Here is a 14,623-nt window from a genome sequence, read left to right on the forward strand (position 1 = left end):
AGAAAAGCCCTTGAAATCAACGTTTCAAAGGCTTTTTTCTTTTGATTTTATCAAAATAACTGAATTTTAACTGATTATATCACCCTAAGAGTGCAAGAACAGATAAAATGGTAGCAATGATTGAGACTATGGTGGCAACGATAGAACTTATAGTATTTGTTTTTGTATAATTTATCTCTGTGAGCATGTTCAAATAAGAATAATTTTCTTTAATTACATTTCTATAATATGACAAATCTTTATGAAATAATTTTTCTAGTTGAACTTCGTCATTTGATACAAATATAGTCCAAGAATTTTCAAAATCTTTTTTAAAATTAGAAATACCTGCTCTATTTTCTGATTCCGATAAGCTTTGTATTTTTTTCAAAAGGTTTAAAAAATTCCTATTAAACATTATACTCTTTCTTCCTGATATATATTTAGAAAAATCTCTTTCAAAAATATGAAGTTCTCGCTCTCCAAACAACAAGTAATAGAGTTCGTTTCCATATTGTGATATAGACCCTAAAATACTGAATCTAGGAATAATATTACTTCCTGAGTATAGAACATAGTCACTATCATGAAAACTATTTGAAATATAGTAATTACCCTTTTTATTATATAGACTATAGCTAATATCTCCAAAGTATATTTTATCTATATCAACTTTTTCCTTTCGAAAAGCAACTGTTAGATTAATTAATTTATTTGTCTTCCCTTTTTCACTGTATAAATATGTTGTTATGTAATGTTGACAAATTATTGAAGGAAATTCATCACTCATCTGTTTTATAGACAAATAATTAAGACTATCATGCTCATTATCAATGCTATACCAGTTAATATAATCTTTCTTGCTTAATTTTTTGATATTATCAGAAATAAATACTTGAAGATTAGAGTCCGTCAATACTTGTTTGAAATGAAATCTATATTGAAAAATGGCATAATAATTATTTACCATTGACCAACTTATTTCAATGCTACTGAAGAATCTATCTTCAAGAATCTCAATTTCAGCAAAAATTCCGACCCCATGCCTTAAATATTGTAAATGGACATAGTCATATTTTTTAAATATAGTAGGTTTTTTATAATAATTTTTTACCTTAAATTTCGACTTCGGCAACGAATATAAACGCTTCGTTAATTTATTAACTCCTTCATTTGAAAGTGTATCTAAAATAAGAAACTCACCAATCGAGAATTCATCAAAATAATCTGTTCGTTTTACCCATTCCGGATGTTTTTCTTCAATATACTTTCTATGAAACTCTAATCCTTCCTGCTCTTGTCTTCGGCAATCAGATTGATATTCTTCTGTTTCTACTATTTTTAAATAATAATCAAAAAACTTCTTAGCTTCTCTATTTATCATGCTTACACCTAATTGATATTCTATATCACTATCATATCATTTTTTGAATGAAACTGAATCAATAACAGCAACTAGTTCTCATTTTATTATTTCTGCTAAATCTATCATAGCCTGTTCAATCTTATGTTTTCCTTTTTGCATTACATGAAGATAGATTTTCTCTATCTCTTTACTATCCTCGGAATGTCCTACAAATTCTCGGATAACGTTCAAACTAACTTTTTTATCTGCCATAACCGAAACAAAACTATGTCGGAACATATGAGGTACTATATGAATAGGTCTCCCAAAATCTACTAAATCATCAATATCTGCATACGGTTTACCACTTTTCTTATTGTATTTTGCGGACTGACTAGAACCACCTCGCAGAAACATTGAGATTTCTGACTGATACAATGGACTGCCTTGTTGATTCTTACCCTTGACATAAATTCGAGTAAAAATGTACCCCATATCCCTATAAGTAGGGTTGAACTTCGCTTGAAATCTATTTCTCTCAATGTATTTCAATAAAATCTTTTCCACTTTAGGAGACATTGGAATCGTTCTAACACTCTCTTTGGTCTTTAGAATAGCCCTATATCGTTCCTTCTCATCGGTCAACCTTTGTTCTGCCATTTCTTTATCAGTCTTATTATGACTTGCTCGTTGCCAATGTACCTTGATAAGTTTATTCTTGAAATCTAAAATATCTTCATTCAATCCAAGGGCTTCGCTCGGTCTCATTCCTGTCAAATAGATTATTCTTAAAACATCAGCCACTAGTTCATTATTATGTCTCTTTGTCCACTTTTCAATAATATCAAATACTTGATTAGCTTCATCAACTTCAAGATATTTTTCAGCTATATCTTCCCTAAGTTTTGCCTGCTCCTCTGCACTTGTAAGGGTCTTACGCTTGACCTTCTTGTTTAAAATAGGGTGTTGAGAAATTGTCAATTCTCCATGCTCTACCGCCCAATCAAATATCATCTTAAGATAAATGTGAATATTTTTTGAAATTCCTTCAGTAGCATTATCAATAATACTTTGCATTTTTTCTTGCTCCATACAAAACTGCTTAAAACTCATGTTTTCATTGAAATTAGGAAAAATATGCTGATTATATACACTAACTCTACTATTCAAAGTATTCTTTGCAGGTTTAACCCTATTGACCCACCACTTAAATGCTAAACCGTATAATTCTTTATTTTCATCATACGGTCTAGCTATGTCTTTTAGAAGTACAGTCTTACTAGGCTCGATTTCTTTCGGTTTCTCTCCAGTCAACTCTAATACAGTTTCATCAATCATTGTATTCAATAACTTTGAAACTTTCGTAATCAGCTGACTATTCTTTATATCAGAGATAACTAGCTTATCTTGACCCTTGCTATCTTTTCCTGTCGGTGTTGCCTTAGTAGAATACCACCCTTTATTTTCCCCTCCTGTAAGATACTTATAGCGACTTTTTGTTATCAAGGGGTGAGTATACCTCATTGCAAATTTAACAAGTACATTACCTTTCTTAGAAGGGTCTGGTTTCCATTGATAGACCGTTAAAACTCGAGTAGTCTTACCTACTTTCATTTTCCCCTCCTTGTGCTAAGCAATAACTGCCTCGTTTTCATGGAAAATTTTATAATCAAACCAATCTTTGAAAACTTCTGCATGGATAAAAACATTACCATGAGTCCCACAAATTCCAAAAGAATAGGGACTATTCCTCATTTGACGAATATAGTGATCCAAAGTCGGTAATTTCATACCCTTCCAGAGTTCATCTAAAAACTCCTTTTTTCGATACCAATTTTTGGTTAAATCATAATCTGACCTCGTTTTAATCTCTATCATTGAAGACATTCCTTTCTTTTGTTATAATCTAATTAGTTAATTTTTAGAGGCGACTTGTTTTTCAAGTCGTCTTTTTTTGTCCCCATAAGGGAGAATTATTCTGCTCTCGAATATATTGCTCTATATCCTTTTCATCATTATCAGTTAGCCTTGACAAGCCTTCTTTTAGTAGACCCTGAATGTAGTCCTCTGCCTTTTGAACATCATAGGCTTGATATTTTGCTGTATAGACTTTTGCCAATGTCTTCGCAACTTGTTTCTCTGTCCAAGCCTCTGACTGCCGTAATGTAGGCTTAGTTCTCTCAACGCTCAAAACAGTCTGTTTTTCGGTCTTTAGATAATCTAGCCACCACTTGACCTTTTTTCTTCTCCAACGATTAGTATCTGTCGCATTTGGTTTCACAAAACGATAGTGACCATTGATAGCTTCAAAATAGATAGATGACAGAGGACGCTTTAGAAACAATTGCTCTGCAATAATATTCGCCTTATCCTGCCAACATCTAAGTTCTGCACGAATCCAAGAGGGATATTCTACAAGCTCTTGCTTGCTAAGTTGTTCCATACGTTTATTGTAGATACACCATTGTTGATTACCTCTGGAACCTATAACAACCGTCTCGCCAACTCGTTCTCCATTTTCTAAGACAGATTTTTCATGATACTCAAAATGCTTTGCTTTCGAGATACATAAACCTTTCTTGCAATAGTCATATACTCGCTGAACATCTAAACTACCGTCAAATATGTCGTGAGCAATATCTAAGCGAGTAAAATTAACCGAATACTGATACAACCGACCTATCAAAGCTATCCAATTATTTTCGTTACCGTCCAAAAATTCTTCGTATTGGCGACAGCCTTGCCCTTTTAATTCGATAAAAACCCCCATTGAAGGTCTATCCTCATTAAAGTACACTTTAATCTCAGAACAAGCATAATGTCGCTGGTACTTGTTTATTCCCCAATTATTTAATGTGAAATTTTCTAAAGGAATTAAAAGAATATCAGTTAAAACACTTTCTGGAGGAATATTTTTAACGGTTACTGCAAAATAATCAATTCTGACTGTATTCATAGGGTTATGCTCCTAGAATTTTAATGTCCTCACATACTAATTTAACACCTGCCCAGTTACTTCGTGCCATGTTCCAAGCTAAACGAATTTTCGGCTTAACCAACTCAATCGGAACATTCAAAAGTGATTCATTTTGAGCGAGCGTAGCAATCTTATCTACATTACCTACAATTTCTAGGTTGATAGCTTTCAAATCATCAGTAGAAATCCCCATTTCAGTTAGTACCTTCACTTTGTCGGCATCAAGTGCAGTACAAACGATTTTTGTAATCTCTTCAGTCTTTACTTTCTCACCGTTAATCTCATTATATTTGTTATTCAGTTTAGCAGATAGAATAACAATTTTTTTCGGCACTTCAAACTGTGTCATATCCAAATCAAGTTGCCCAATCTTAAGGGTAGTATCTGTCATATTGTAAGTCATAATAATTACTCCATTTTCTATTCAAAAAGTCGTATCCTACACAAAAAGTGACTCAATCCCTTCTCCCACAAGGGTTTCAATGACTTCGGCATAACCAACAAGCCGTAACCCCTTACGTATCAAGGGTTTAGAGTACATTTCATGTATGTGTGCACCCCCTATTAGTACTGGGGGCATTTTTCTGACCTCCTGCAAAGCAGTCGGTGGGCTCTTTCTCCCTAGCGAAAAGAGGAACGCTCCGCTCGATTTTGCCCTCTAGGCAATCGTCCCTATTTCTCTAGGGAAAAAGACCGCCATTAGTAGTTTGGCAGTATATTTCTAACTACCTGTAAAAATTGTTGTTTAGTTTTAACATCAACGAACGGAACGATTGTTATTACTGGTTCAACTGAACCTATACCGTCAGCATAAAAAAGCGCTTCTCCTTTTCTATCTGATATAGTAGGTACGCTTTCAAGTTCACACATACTAAAAGCCATTTTTAATCGGTCATTACCCGGATTTCCAAGGTATAAAATTGCCGAAATTTGATTTCTTAGCTCTACATTTATATTTTCGGAATTAGGGTCTTGAGTTGACAGAACTAAGTGGCACCCCGCCTGCCTCCCCTTACGAGCAATTAAGCCTAAGTTTTGGAGAATTTCATTCCACAGCTCTTTGCCCTGTTTACTAGAACCACAGCTATCACGAATGGAAGCAAGCTCATCAACAAATAAAAAATTGGGGGTCATTCCTAAATCATAAGCATCTGCATTTAGCGTGCTGTTTCGCTCAATAATTTCAAAACGTTCCCCCATAATCTGAACAAATTCTCTTGATAATTTTGCTAACATTTGAGGCGAAGAGCCTACTGCTATTTGCTCCCCTAATTCTTCTTGAAGAAGTTTACCAAGGGCAAATAAATCAGCTCCCTTACCATCAACAATTCCCAAATAAGTATTGTCAGTAGTGCCACAACCTTTAGCTAGTGCATTAAATAAGTACCATTGTAGAGCTATTGTCTTCCCTGTTCCAGTTCGACCGTAAATCCCGAGATTAGTATTTGATTTTAGACTAAATTGCTGAGTATTTGATAGCTTGATTATTGGACTAGGATTATCTTCAAAAAATTCTTTAGTCAATGTATGGCTATTGAAAATATACTGTTCAATTTCTTCTATGTGACCGAGTTTAAAAATAACATAATCAGGGAATTCTTGTTTTGATATTAGAGGCAGTCCTAATGTTGGTATAAGATACTCGTCTAGGTTTTTAAGAAGTTTTAGAAATTTATTACCAAAAAGTGGAACTGTAATAATTAGATTATTATCAGACGTAATATCAAAATGTAATGTAGCACTGCTAATAACTACATTGTTTTCTTCAACATACAAATTCAAGCTAACCAACATATCAAATAGAGATTCTCTAACATACAATATATTTTTAATTTTTGATATAAAAACAGACTTAAAAAATTTTTCAATAGAACAAATTATTCCAATAAATATCAAAGAAAGCACTGATTTAACAGGGATTGAGTATGGAGAAAACAAAGTATTTATCAATAAAATACCGAGAAAAAATTCCATTCCAACTCTGATACAAGAAATTCTTCGAGAAGTTATGATGTAAGGGTTAAACTTTACCCGTACCGTTTGATTCAGCTTGATTATCTTCATTATCCCCTCCCTTATCATTTTCAACTGATAGATAATCTAATAATATCAATAGGAGTGGTATGACTAAAAATCCTCCTGATAAAAATAAGGTATCGAACCATGGAGACATCTCGCCCTTCATCTGGAATATAATATACAAGCAAAGAATTAGAGCAGGATAAGTGATGTTGAACATAAACTTATAAATTTTCATAATAATAATTTCCTTTCATAAAACCAACGGGGGAGGAGTTAGCTCCCCTTATATCATCACTAAGCTTCAATTATTGAGGTGTAAAAAGAAGTTTCCCTGTAGCCTTGGTAAATCTCTTTGTTCATCAAGCTAATCCTAGATTCATCAGAAATACGGTGTTTTTGACGATTAAGAATAATGATGTTTTCTGCTAACTTCTTCATAGTTGGCTCATAGATTACCCCCTCAATTGGCAAATTTTTCTTTAGGAACTCTCGAGAGTCATTATCCAATATAAAAGATACTGAATTATCTGAATTAAAGCCTTGTACTCGTTTAATTCCATTGATATTTGGCATTTCCATTCCTTCGCTAAGGAAAATATCTTTAAATGTTTTCATCTATTTATTTCTCCATTTTTTAATTTGTTGTTATAATCAATATATTTAATAAGTAAAGGCGAAGCTCTTGCTTTCATTTTTTACCTCCTACTCGTTTCTTTGTGTAACACTCTATAGAACTTTTGTTCTAAAAAATATAGTGTATAACACCATGGAACTTAGTTAATAAATAATAAAGATGAAAACCATCCTTATTATTTATTAATTCGTTTTGCCTTAAACAATTCAATTTCTTCTATCTTCGAACGATAATAAAGATATATAAAAATCTTGATGACGTAATTCAAGTTGACCACCCTCTGCATAGAGTCTGGTTTTAATTTATACCTATAATCCTCTAAACCTTGTAACACATCACTAAACAGATAGAATCTCGGAGTAATCGTCCCGACTTCCTGCGAATAATCTACTTTCTGGCTTGCTATTTCTGCAAAGACTTGAGACCACTCAATCTCTTTTCTATCATCTTTCTCTTTTACAAAATAATATGCCGCCTCCAAGATACTTCCACTTGAAACCATGATAGATAAAGTTGGAGAATATCCCTGAGAAAAATCTTCATATTCTTTCAATATTGCCTCATACTTATCTATTAAAAAATTCTTTTCACTTTTTAGTTGCTCTTCCTTTAAGAAAATAAGTTCATTTAGCCAATATTTTGTTTCATGAGCAACTCGAACTGTTTTATACTCTCTACTCATTTTCTCTCCTTCTTGTTCTATTGTATCTTACACTATAATTCTATCACATGGAATATATAAATGCAAGAAAAAGTTAAAATTTTTTATAACTGATTTCTAACTGATTAAACTTCAAGTAATCTACAATTTACTATATATCACTCACTTTCTATCCGAAATAAAGCCTGTCAGATAAAGCTTTCTAAGTATCATAATACTTCATTAAAATAACATTTTCTTTACTGAGGTGAAGTAAGGGTTTCAGTACACGTCAATAGACGTCAAAATATTGATTTTAAGCGATTTTTGATTTTTTGAAACTCATTATATCGCACTACAAATCAATAAAAACTCTACCTTTTACTCTACCTTTTTTAGATAAATATATCATCTGGATATTGAAGTTAAGCCCTGCTATCATTTCGATGGCAGGGCTTTTTAATATTTGGTACACTAACTTCTTATCTATATTTTGGTGGATTTTAAGTTGACATCTACAAAGTTTAATGTTAGAATACATTCAAAAATATATTTGAATGAGGTGTTTTATGATTCAAAATATTGTTACTTCAATAATCCTGTATTCTGGGACAGCCGTAGACTTACTTATTATCCTAATGTTATTTTTTGCCAAAAGAAAAAGCAGAAAAGACATCATTAACATCTATTTAGGACAATTTCTAGGCTCTGTTAGTCTAATATTGCTAAGTTTGCTTTTTGCATTTGTCTTAAATTATATTCCTAGTAAAGAGATTTTAGGTTTACTCGGTTTGATTCCAATTTTCCTAGGCCTCAAAGTTTTGCTTTTAGGAGATTCTGATGGAGAAGCTATTGCAAAAGATGGTTTGCGAAAAGACAATAAAAACCTGATTTTTCTAGTCGCTATGATTACTTTTGCAAGTTGTGGCGCTGACAATATTGGTGTCTTTGTCCCATATTTTACCACCTTAAATTTAGCGAATTTGATAGTGACTTTACTTACTTTTCTAGTCATGATTTATCTCTTGGTTTTTTCTGCCCAAAAATTGGCACAAGTCCCTTCTGTTGGAGAAACTTTGGAAAAATATAGCAGATGGTTTATTGCCGTTGTCTATTTAGGATTGGGGATGTATATCCTGATTGAAAACAACAGCTTTGACATGCTATGGGCTGTGTTAGGCTAGGAGAAAAAATTATGAAAAAAGATAGTATCTGTCAAGTGGATGTTATTAATCAACAAAATGTTACAACCGCAACGAACTACCTTGAAAAGGAAAAAGTCCAAAAATCACTTCGCATTTTATCAAAATTTACCGATAATAAACAGATAAATATCATCTTTTATCTCCTTGCTGTTGAAGAACTCTGTGTCTGCGATATAGCCTGTTTACTAAATCTCAGTATGGCATCTGCCTCCCACCATCTTCGTAAACTAGCCAATCAAAACATCTTGGACACTAGAAGAGAGGGGAAAATTATATATTATTTTATAAAAGATGAGGAAATCAGAGATTTTTTTAATCAACTAGGATAACAACTATTTTTACTACTTTTCCATGTTTATAGAGGGCTTATCTATGAAATTTTTTGATGAAAATTACTCACAAGAAATACCTACTCGTATCAAATGTTTAAGAAAAAAGTATAATTTAAAGCAAAGTGACCTAGGTAATGCAGGTCAAGTTAGCCAAGTTGAAAAGGGAAAGCGACAAGTTACCGCTTCAATATTGCTTTATTTGAATACTCAAACCGACTCGGACTATAAAGAAATTATTTTTGGAGATATTGCCAAGTTTGTTGAAAATATGTTTTACCACTGCTTCAGCTCTATTTTATTTAGAGATTTGGAAACTGTAGATAAAAGAATGTATTCTTTTTCGGACGATGATTTAATTTCAATACAATCCAGCTGTCTTAGACTTTCCAAGACATTCGCAAATTTCAATATTCAAAGAAAAAATTTTTTGGCTTCTGATGAAACTGAAATGGATACTTTTCACAAGAAAGATGACATTGACATTACTGTTGGTGAAAAAAGTTATAACCTCGCTAGAAGTTTTAGAACCAGTACTATCAATGAATTAACTGTCATTGATTTTGAAGAAATGTTTGATATTCTTTGGTTGATGTTAGGGGATAATTTAATTAAATCATTTGAAGTTAATGTCTGTGGCATCCTATTTGAATTAGACGGAAATGGCATACCCTCAACATTTAGGCAAGAAAACATTGACCCACTTATCAATAAATGGTGGTATGATAATGTTTCGACAGAAATTATCCCTAACCTAATAAAAAAACTCAAAGAAAATCCACTATTTAATATCGGATTCCTGGTTGATGATATTCTAGAACGAATGTATAAAGAAAATATCCCAAAATCTTACCTTACGTCCGTTCCGTTAGTTATTTCCAAAAAAGCAAACACAAAATTTGCATACAGTATGACAGGCGGTCAACAAATAGATAAGGCAAAATTTGAACAGATATATAATGACTATATCCAACTGTTACGTCAAGGTAAAGATGTTGCAGAGTTAACCCAAAAGTACTCCAAAGAAGAGCTAGAAAGGAATGGCTTTAGTGTTCATAAATCTGAAGATATAAAACTAACAGAGGAAAGAACTTTTGATGAAATAATCAGTTGGGTCTCTAATCCTTATGCAACAAGACCAATTCAGGAAAGACCTGCTATTCAAATAGAGCCAACAAGATTTTCACTAGAGGATAAGAAAAGAATAGAAGAAACTGCATCTCAGGGAATAAATGACATCGAACTTATTGATTTAGTTGACCTCTATGACATTAATTTAGACAATACAAGTGTCTCTCGCCATATCGAGGGATTATTGACTAATAACACCCAAGTAACATACTATTTCCAAGAACAATTAAATAAGGAGTTGCTGTCAATGGCTCATACTTTAGATAAAGTACAACAGGCCTTTATTAAATTATTAAGTGAAGAGGAGATACGAAAATTTGCTCTTTAAAAACTAGGTAAATCGCCTAGTTTTTTTTTGCGCTTCGTTTTACAAATTAGTCTATTAATGTAAAAAAAGAAGTAAAAAATAGAAGAACATTATGCCTTATACTGAATATATCAAGAAATGCTCTTGATAAATAAATTATAATTACAGTCCTAACTGATGCGCATCAAACGGACGGATTGAAACTAATATGACGATATGATGATAAAGGTCATATCTTACATAAAATTGTTTCGCCGTCTATTTGGTGTGCCATTTTGCACCTATCGGCATTCAATTTTTGCTCATATTCGCTTCTTTCCGCTCCTAAAACGGGCTGGCATGAGGTGTAATATGATGACACATTATCCGACAAATATCGAACTCGTTTCTAGCTTAGAAACAGAAGAACAAACTTTTTGGCTAAAACTCTTAGATGACATGGATAGAGAAGAAGCAAACTATCAACGTAAAATTAGATACCATCAAGTATCCAGTTTAGACTTCATTGTATCCAATGATGGACGTGAAACGACACTTCAAGAACTTATTCAAAGTAATTCTTGTTCTGGTGAAGACAATGTAATCAAGCAAGTAGAAGAACAACTTTATCTTGAAGCATTAACTGAATTAGATGAAGAACACCGTATCGTTTTTAAAGCTATATTTGAAAATGGTCTAAATGCTACAAAAGCTAGTCAACTAATTGGTCGGTCTGATAAGACTGCTAAAAAGTACTACAAGGAATCCTGTAAGCAGGTTCTTAAAAAAATGCAATCATAATAGATTAACTAGTAGTCAACAAAAAGACTACTAGTTTTTTTCAAAAAAATTCCGAAAACCATATTCTGAATCTCCTATATATAGGAGGTGATGGATATGAACTAGATAAAATATCCAGCTCATGATTCAAACCGAGCATTCTCATTCACATTTTTTCTACTACATAGGAGGAACTGCCGATGGCATTCAAAATGAAAACTACAAAAGGTGGTTATACCACTTCATTGGCTGACAAAATCATCAGTCAAAAACAACCGATTTTCTCACTTAGTTCCGAGCTTGAACCACAACAACAATTTGAGGATGGCAAGCCGACAGGAGAAATCGTAGCCTACAAAGCTTGGTTTGTGCAGGAAGGACAAGACCCCTTTCAAGTAAAGTTTGTGGATAGAATTGAGCTACCAGCTTTTCAATCCATGATTCAATTTGACACTCTGCAAGCCTGCGAAGTGAAATATAATATATATTTCAAAGCTAACGGTATCAAGGAGGTACGATAATGAATTCAAAAAATCTTAATGTGATTAACCAATCCTTTCTGCAATCTTATCTGCTCCAGAGCCTAAACATGGCTCTGGGGGCTTTAATGCAGGGAGAAACCAGCTATACTAATTCCTTTAACATAATTATCCAAGAAGACGGCTTTGTCTTTGTCCCTCGCCTTCCGTGTGCCTACATCCTTGATGATGACTTGTACAAGAAAATCTTTCTGATTGCTAACGCTTCCCTATACCCTCAATATACCTTATTGAAGCAAAATGCGACCTATTTTATCCCCCTTAAAACAGATGATTTACACGTACAACGTGGTCTCTTTTTCCCATGGAAGGAGGGGATTTCAGAACGTCTTGTAATTCCTGAATTAGATAAGTTTTCAGCTAACTTACCGCAGGGAAAAATCCCAATCATGAAAAACTTTGAACTCAATTTAGATAAGGTAAATCACTGGGCTATTGCTGGAAATTCGGGTTCAGGAAAATCGTACGCTATCACTTACTTCTTGAGTGTCCTGAAGCATATGTCTGACTTGATAATTATTGACCCTAAATTCGACACCCCAAGCCGATGGGCTAGAGAAAATCACATTGCGGTTATACACCCTGCCGAAAATCGTTCAAAATCTGATTTTGTTTCACAGGTTAATGAACAATTAAGTCAGTGTGCAACTCTCATTCAGAAAAGGCAAGCTATCTTGTATGATAATCCTAACCATCAATTTACCCATCTAACCATTGTCATTGATGAAGTACTTGCTCTATCAGAGGGAGTCAATAAAAATATCAAAGAAGCCTTTTTCTCCTTGCTCTCGCAAATTGCCTTATTAGGGAGAGCAACTAAAATTCATCTCTTCTTAGTTAGCCAACGTTTTGACCACAATACCATTCCCATTTCAGTAAGGGAACAGCTAAACGTATTATTACAAATCGGAAATATCAATCAGAAAACCACCCAATTTTTATTTCCTGACTTAGACCCTGAAGGGATTGTTATTCCAACTGGACATGGTACAGGTCTCATTCAAGTTATTGATAATGAACACCCCTATCAGGTTCTTCCTCTGCTCTGCCCAACTTACTACACTAAACGAGGTATCCTATGACAACTAAAAACTATTTCATGAGAAGTTTCAATTTCATTCTGAATCTGCTTCTCATCGCTCCTATCTTGTATTTGTTCGGTTGGCTTTTCAATAGTCTATCTATTCAATTGAATACCAATACTCTGTTCAAGTTGGAGACTGTCACAACTATTACTGATAAAATCAGTTCTATTAGTTACGGACTAGCTCTTATTTGCTTGTCCTTATCCTTGGTATTGATTGGAATAGAAATTGTCAAACGGTGGAAAACAGACAGACTTGTGAACTATGTGAAATCTGTTTATCATACTTTTTCTCTTAGAAATTTCTTATTTCAACGTGAAAAAGTACAGAAAGTAACAAGTCCTGAACATCAGACTATACCAACATCAACCCCTGTAAACAACGGATTTAATCGAGCTGTCCGTAAATGTATGGTTGATATTCAGACTGATTCTGTCACTATCTTCATCAAAGTTCCAAGAGACCAACAGGGACAAAAAATTCTAAAGGATATGGAAGCACTATTAAAAGAGGAAATTGCTAGTCAGCATACTGATTACTATTTCTCATCTCCTATTCGAGTCCGCAATCAATTATGGTTCATTGGTAAAAAACGTTAATCTTTGGGGGGCTGTGGCTTGCATTAGCAAGAGCCAAACAGCCCCCTTTTTTTATTATGTTCTATTTCAACCATGAGCTATTGGGGTTACTACGACCCCCAGTAGCTCAATAATCAATAATCACAAATTTTGTCCAAAAAATTCCGAAAACTGCACTCACATTCTCCTATAGATAGAACGATAATAACAAGTGAGGTAAAGATATATGGCAAAAGAACAACGTTCAACCAAATGGACATTTCTCTTTTACAAGGAGAGTGTTCCAGAAGACTACTTGAATATCTTAGAGGAACTTCATATCCCCTTTATTCTTAGTCCTTGGCACGATAAAGACGTCAATAGACAAACAGGAGAGTTCAAAAAATCACACAAACACGGTGCATTCTTCTTTGATTCATTAAAAAGTTATTCCCAAGTATCAAATATCATCAGCGATAAGCTGAACGGTCCAGCACATGTCGAGGTTGTTATGTCTCCAACAGGTTTATTTGACTATTTTACACATGCTGAGAATCCAGAGAAGACCCCCTATAATATCGAAGATATTGAAGTTGGTTGTGGCTTTGATTTGGATAAATTCTTAATGGAAGTGAAAACCTCAGATTTTATTCATGAAGTGGTTGATATTATCGAAGAAAACGACTTTACCGAATTTGAAGAGTTAGTTTGGTATGCACGAGCAAACAATACAAATTTGTTAGGACTCATTATTGAACGCACCTATTTCTTCGCCAAATATCTAGATTCTCGACGGCATAATCCAAATCGGTTCCAAGCTACCAATACAGAGGAGAAAGACAACGATGAATAACGAAAAGTTAGAACAAATCGAACAATTATTGCAAACACTTATCAAGCTCATTCAAATCAAAGAGCAGAACAGACCGCTAGAGATAATTCAACAACGAGAATTACTGAAGCAGTTGAATATCTCTCCGAATACACTAAAAACTTGGGAACAAAAAGGATTAAAAAGATTAGAACCTCCAATTGAAGGAACACGAACTGTCTTCTATTTACTAGATGATGTTATTAACTTCTTACAATCCTAATATTGAAAATTTGTGCTAAA

The 14,623-nt window shown here is 33.6% G+C and carries 20 protein-coding genes; 9 read left to right on the forward strand and 11 right to left on the reverse strand.

Annotation, left to right across the window (positions count from 1 at the left end; all coding sequences use genetic code 11):
* Window positions 1-79 precede the first annotated feature (79 nt).
* From GZ996_RS01665 to GZ996_RS11795, 11 genes are all read right to left on the reverse strand, one after another.
* Window positions 80-1,363: a hypothetical protein gene (locus tag GZ996_RS01665; RefSeq protein ID WP_162011187.1), complete on the reverse strand. Its 1,284-nt coding sequence runs from the start codon at window positions 1,361-1,363 to the stop codon at window positions 80-82.
* A 78-nt stretch (window positions 1,364-1,441) separates the two neighbouring features.
* Entirely contained in the window at window positions 1,442-2,938 is a 1,497-nt protein-coding gene (locus GZ996_RS01670; protein WP_162011188.1) for a tyrosine-type recombinase/integrase, read from the reverse strand.
* 15 nt (window positions 2,939-2,953) lie between these two features.
* Window positions 2,954-3,202: a hypothetical protein gene (locus GZ996_RS01675; protein WP_017647554.1), complete on the reverse strand. Its 249-nt coding sequence runs from the start codon at window positions 3,200-3,202 to the stop codon at window positions 2,954-2,956.
* A gap of 61 nt (window positions 3,203-3,263) precedes the next feature.
* Window positions 3,264-4,280 carry a replication initiation factor domain-containing protein gene (locus GZ996_RS01680; RefSeq protein ID WP_156009927.1) on the reverse strand — a complete coding sequence of 339 codons (1,017 nt, stop codon included), beginning with the start codon at window positions 4,278-4,280 and terminating at the stop codon, window positions 3,264-3,266.
* 4 nt (window positions 4,281-4,284) lie between these two features.
* Complete coding sequence (locus tag GZ996_RS01685; protein WP_105155347.1) at window positions 4,285-4,704, reverse strand: hypothetical protein; 420 nt, start codon at window positions 4,702-4,704, stop codon at window positions 4,285-4,287.
* A 36-nt stretch (window positions 4,705-4,740) separates the two neighbouring features.
* Window positions 4,741-4,881 (reverse strand): hypothetical protein, encoded by a 141-nt coding sequence (locus tag GZ996_RS01690; protein WP_162011163.1) that lies wholly within the window; start codon window positions 4,879-4,881, stop codon window positions 4,741-4,743.
* 119 nt (window positions 4,882-5,000) lie between these two features.
* Entirely contained in the window at window positions 5,001-6,365 is a 1,365-nt protein-coding gene (locus GZ996_RS01695; RefSeq protein ID WP_162011189.1) for an FtsK/SpoIIIE domain-containing protein, read from the reverse strand.
* Window positions 6,322-6,474: a hypothetical protein gene (locus GZ996_RS11790; protein ID WP_226986910.1), complete on the reverse strand. Its 153-nt coding sequence runs from the start codon at window positions 6,472-6,474 to the stop codon at window positions 6,322-6,324. The genes GZ996_RS01695 and GZ996_RS11790 overlap by 44 nt, the downstream gene beginning before the upstream one ends.
* Before the next feature lie 143 nt (window positions 6,475-6,617).
* Window positions 6,618-6,938 carry a hypothetical protein gene (locus tag GZ996_RS01705; RefSeq protein ID WP_029989009.1) on the reverse strand — a complete coding sequence of 107 codons (321 nt, stop codon included), beginning with the start codon at window positions 6,936-6,938 and terminating at the stop codon, window positions 6,618-6,620.
* 194 nt (window positions 6,939-7,132) lie between these two features.
* On the reverse strand, window positions 7,133-7,639 hold the full coding sequence (locus tag GZ996_RS01710) for a hypothetical protein (RefSeq protein WP_162011190.1): 507 nt from the start codon (window positions 7,637-7,639) through the stop codon (window positions 7,133-7,135).
* A 313-nt stretch (window positions 7,640-7,952) separates the two neighbouring features.
* A complete protein-coding gene (locus GZ996_RS11795; protein ID WP_002892741.1) occupies window positions 7,953-8,138 on the reverse strand; it encodes a hypothetical protein in 186 nt (61 codons plus the stop codon).
* A 28-nt stretch (window positions 8,139-8,166) separates the two neighbouring features.
* Here GZ996_RS11795 and GZ996_RS01720 point away from each other — a divergent pair, with 28 nt between their 5' ends.
* From GZ996_RS01720 to GZ996_RS01760, 9 genes are all read left to right on the forward strand, one after another.
* The gene (locus GZ996_RS01720; protein ID WP_070587531.1) at window positions 8,167-8,781 is read left to right on the forward strand and encodes a CadD family cadmium resistance transporter; all 615 of its coding nucleotides are present in this window, start codon (window positions 8,167-8,169) and stop codon (window positions 8,779-8,781) included.
* Between the two features lie 11 nt (window positions 8,782-8,792).
* On the forward strand, window positions 8,793-9,131 hold the full coding sequence (gene cadX / locus GZ996_RS01725) for a Cd(II)/Zn(II)-sensing metalloregulatory transcriptional regulator CadX (protein WP_000711078.1): 339 nt from the start codon (window positions 8,793-8,795) through the stop codon (window positions 9,129-9,131).
* 43 nt (window positions 9,132-9,174) lie between these two features.
* Entirely contained in the window at window positions 9,175-10,590 is a 1,416-nt protein-coding gene (locus tag GZ996_RS01730; RefSeq protein ID WP_162011191.1) for a helix-turn-helix domain-containing protein, read from the forward strand.
* 330 nt (window positions 10,591-10,920) lie between these two features.
* The gene (locus tag GZ996_RS01735; protein WP_162011192.1) at window positions 10,921-11,349 is read left to right on the forward strand and encodes a sigma-70 family RNA polymerase sigma factor; all 429 of its coding nucleotides are present in this window, start codon (window positions 10,921-10,923) and stop codon (window positions 11,347-11,349) included.
* Window positions 11,350-11,528: 179 nt separating this feature from the next.
* Window positions 11,529-11,849 carry a hypothetical protein gene (locus GZ996_RS01740; RefSeq protein ID WP_162011193.1) on the forward strand — a complete coding sequence of 107 codons (321 nt, stop codon included), beginning with the start codon at window positions 11,529-11,531 and terminating at the stop codon, window positions 11,847-11,849.
* A complete protein-coding gene (locus GZ996_RS01745; protein ID WP_162011194.1) occupies window positions 11,849-12,949 on the forward strand; it encodes a type IV secretion system DNA-binding domain-containing protein in 1,101 nt (366 codons plus the stop codon). Before GZ996_RS01740 ends, GZ996_RS01745 begins: the two co-directional genes overlap by 1 nt.
* A complete protein-coding gene (locus GZ996_RS01750) occupies window positions 12,946-13,551 on the forward strand; it encodes a hypothetical protein (protein WP_162011195.1) in 606 nt (201 codons plus the stop codon). Before GZ996_RS01745 ends, GZ996_RS01750 begins: the two co-directional genes overlap by 4 nt.
* 205 nt (window positions 13,552-13,756) lie before the next feature.
* On the forward strand, window positions 13,757-14,362 hold the full coding sequence (locus tag GZ996_RS01755; RefSeq protein WP_162011196.1) for a replication protein: 606 nt from the start codon (window positions 13,757-13,759) through the stop codon (window positions 14,360-14,362).
* Entirely contained in the window at window positions 14,355-14,603 is a 249-nt protein-coding gene (locus GZ996_RS01760) for a MerR family transcriptional regulator (RefSeq protein WP_002941172.1), read from the forward strand. The genes GZ996_RS01755 and GZ996_RS01760 overlap by 8 nt, the downstream gene beginning before the upstream one ends.
* Window positions 14,604-14,623 lie beyond the last annotated feature (20 nt).

The sequence above is a fragment of the Streptococcus sp. S784/96/1 genome (assembly GCF_902729355.1).
Taxonomy (GTDB): Bacteria; Bacillota; Bacilli; order Lactobacillales; family Streptococcaceae; genus Streptococcus; species Streptococcus caledonicus.

Excerpts from the sequence above, each read along its gene's own strand:
- GZ996_RS01760 (WP_002941172.1), top strand. The coding sequence starts at position 14,355 with ATGAATAACGAAAAGTTAGAACAAATCGAACAATTATTGCAAACACTT.
- GZ996_RS01695 (WP_162011189.1), bottom strand. The coding sequence starts at position 6,365 with ATGAAGATAATCAAGCTGAATCAAACGGTACGGGTAAAGTTTAACCCT.
- GZ996_RS01675 (WP_017647554.1), bottom strand. The coding sequence starts at position 3,202 with ATGATAGAGATTAAAACGAGGTCAGATTATGATTTAACCAAAAATTGG.
- GZ996_RS01680 (WP_156009927.1), bottom strand. The coding sequence starts at position 4,280 with ATGAATACAGTCAGAATTGATTATTTTGCAGTAACCGTTAAAAATATT.
- GZ996_RS01665 (WP_162011187.1), bottom strand. The coding sequence starts at position 1,363 with ATGATAAATAGAGAAGCTAAGAAGTTTTTTGATTATTATTTAAAAATA.
- GZ996_RS01705 (WP_029989009.1), bottom strand. The coding sequence starts at position 6,938 with ATGAAAACATTTAAAGATATTTTCCTTAGCGAAGGAATGGAAATGCCA.
- GZ996_RS01690 (WP_162011163.1), bottom strand. The coding sequence starts at position 4,881 with ATGCCCCCAGTACTAATAGGGGGTGCACACATACATGAAATGTACTCT.
- GZ996_RS01750 (WP_162011195.1), top strand. The coding sequence starts at position 12,946 with ATGACAACTAAAAACTATTTCATGAGAAGTTTCAATTTCATTCTGAAT.
- GZ996_RS01670 (WP_162011188.1), bottom strand. The coding sequence starts at position 2,938 with ATGAAAGTAGGTAAGACTACTCGAGTTTTAACGGTCTATCAATGGAAA.
- GZ996_RS01740 (WP_162011193.1), top strand. The coding sequence starts at position 11,529 with ATGGCATTCAAAATGAAAACTACAAAAGGTGGTTATACCACTTCATTG.
- cadX (WP_000711078.1), top strand. The coding sequence starts at position 8,793 with ATGAAAAAAGATAGTATCTGTCAAGTGGATGTTATTAATCAACAAAAT.
- GZ996_RS01720 (WP_070587531.1), top strand. The coding sequence starts at position 8,167 with ATGATTCAAAATATTGTTACTTCAATAATCCTGTATTCTGGGACAGCC.
- GZ996_RS01710 (WP_162011190.1), bottom strand. The coding sequence starts at position 7,639 with ATGAGTAGAGAGTATAAAACAGTTCGAGTTGCTCATGAAACAAAATAT.
- GZ996_RS01735 (WP_162011192.1), top strand. The coding sequence starts at position 10,921 with ATGATGACACATTATCCGACAAATATCGAACTCGTTTCTAGCTTAGAA.
- GZ996_RS11795 (WP_002892741.1), bottom strand. The coding sequence starts at position 8,138 with ATGTATTCTAACATTAAACTTTGTAGATGTCAACTTAAAATCCACCAA.
- GZ996_RS11790 (WP_226986910.1), bottom strand. The coding sequence starts at position 6,474 with ATGTCTCCATGGTTCGATACCTTATTTTTATCAGGAGGATTTTTAGTC.
- GZ996_RS01755 (WP_162011196.1), top strand. The coding sequence starts at position 13,757 with ATGGCAAAAGAACAACGTTCAACCAAATGGACATTTCTCTTTTACAAG.
- GZ996_RS01730 (WP_162011191.1), top strand. The coding sequence starts at position 9,175 with ATGAAATTTTTTGATGAAAATTACTCACAAGAAATACCTACTCGTATC.
- GZ996_RS01685 (WP_105155347.1), bottom strand. The coding sequence starts at position 4,704 with ATGACTTACAATATGACAGATACTACCCTTAAGATTGGGCAACTTGAT.
- GZ996_RS01745 (WP_162011194.1), top strand. The coding sequence starts at position 11,849 with ATGAATTCAAAAAATCTTAATGTGATTAACCAATCCTTTCTGCAATCT.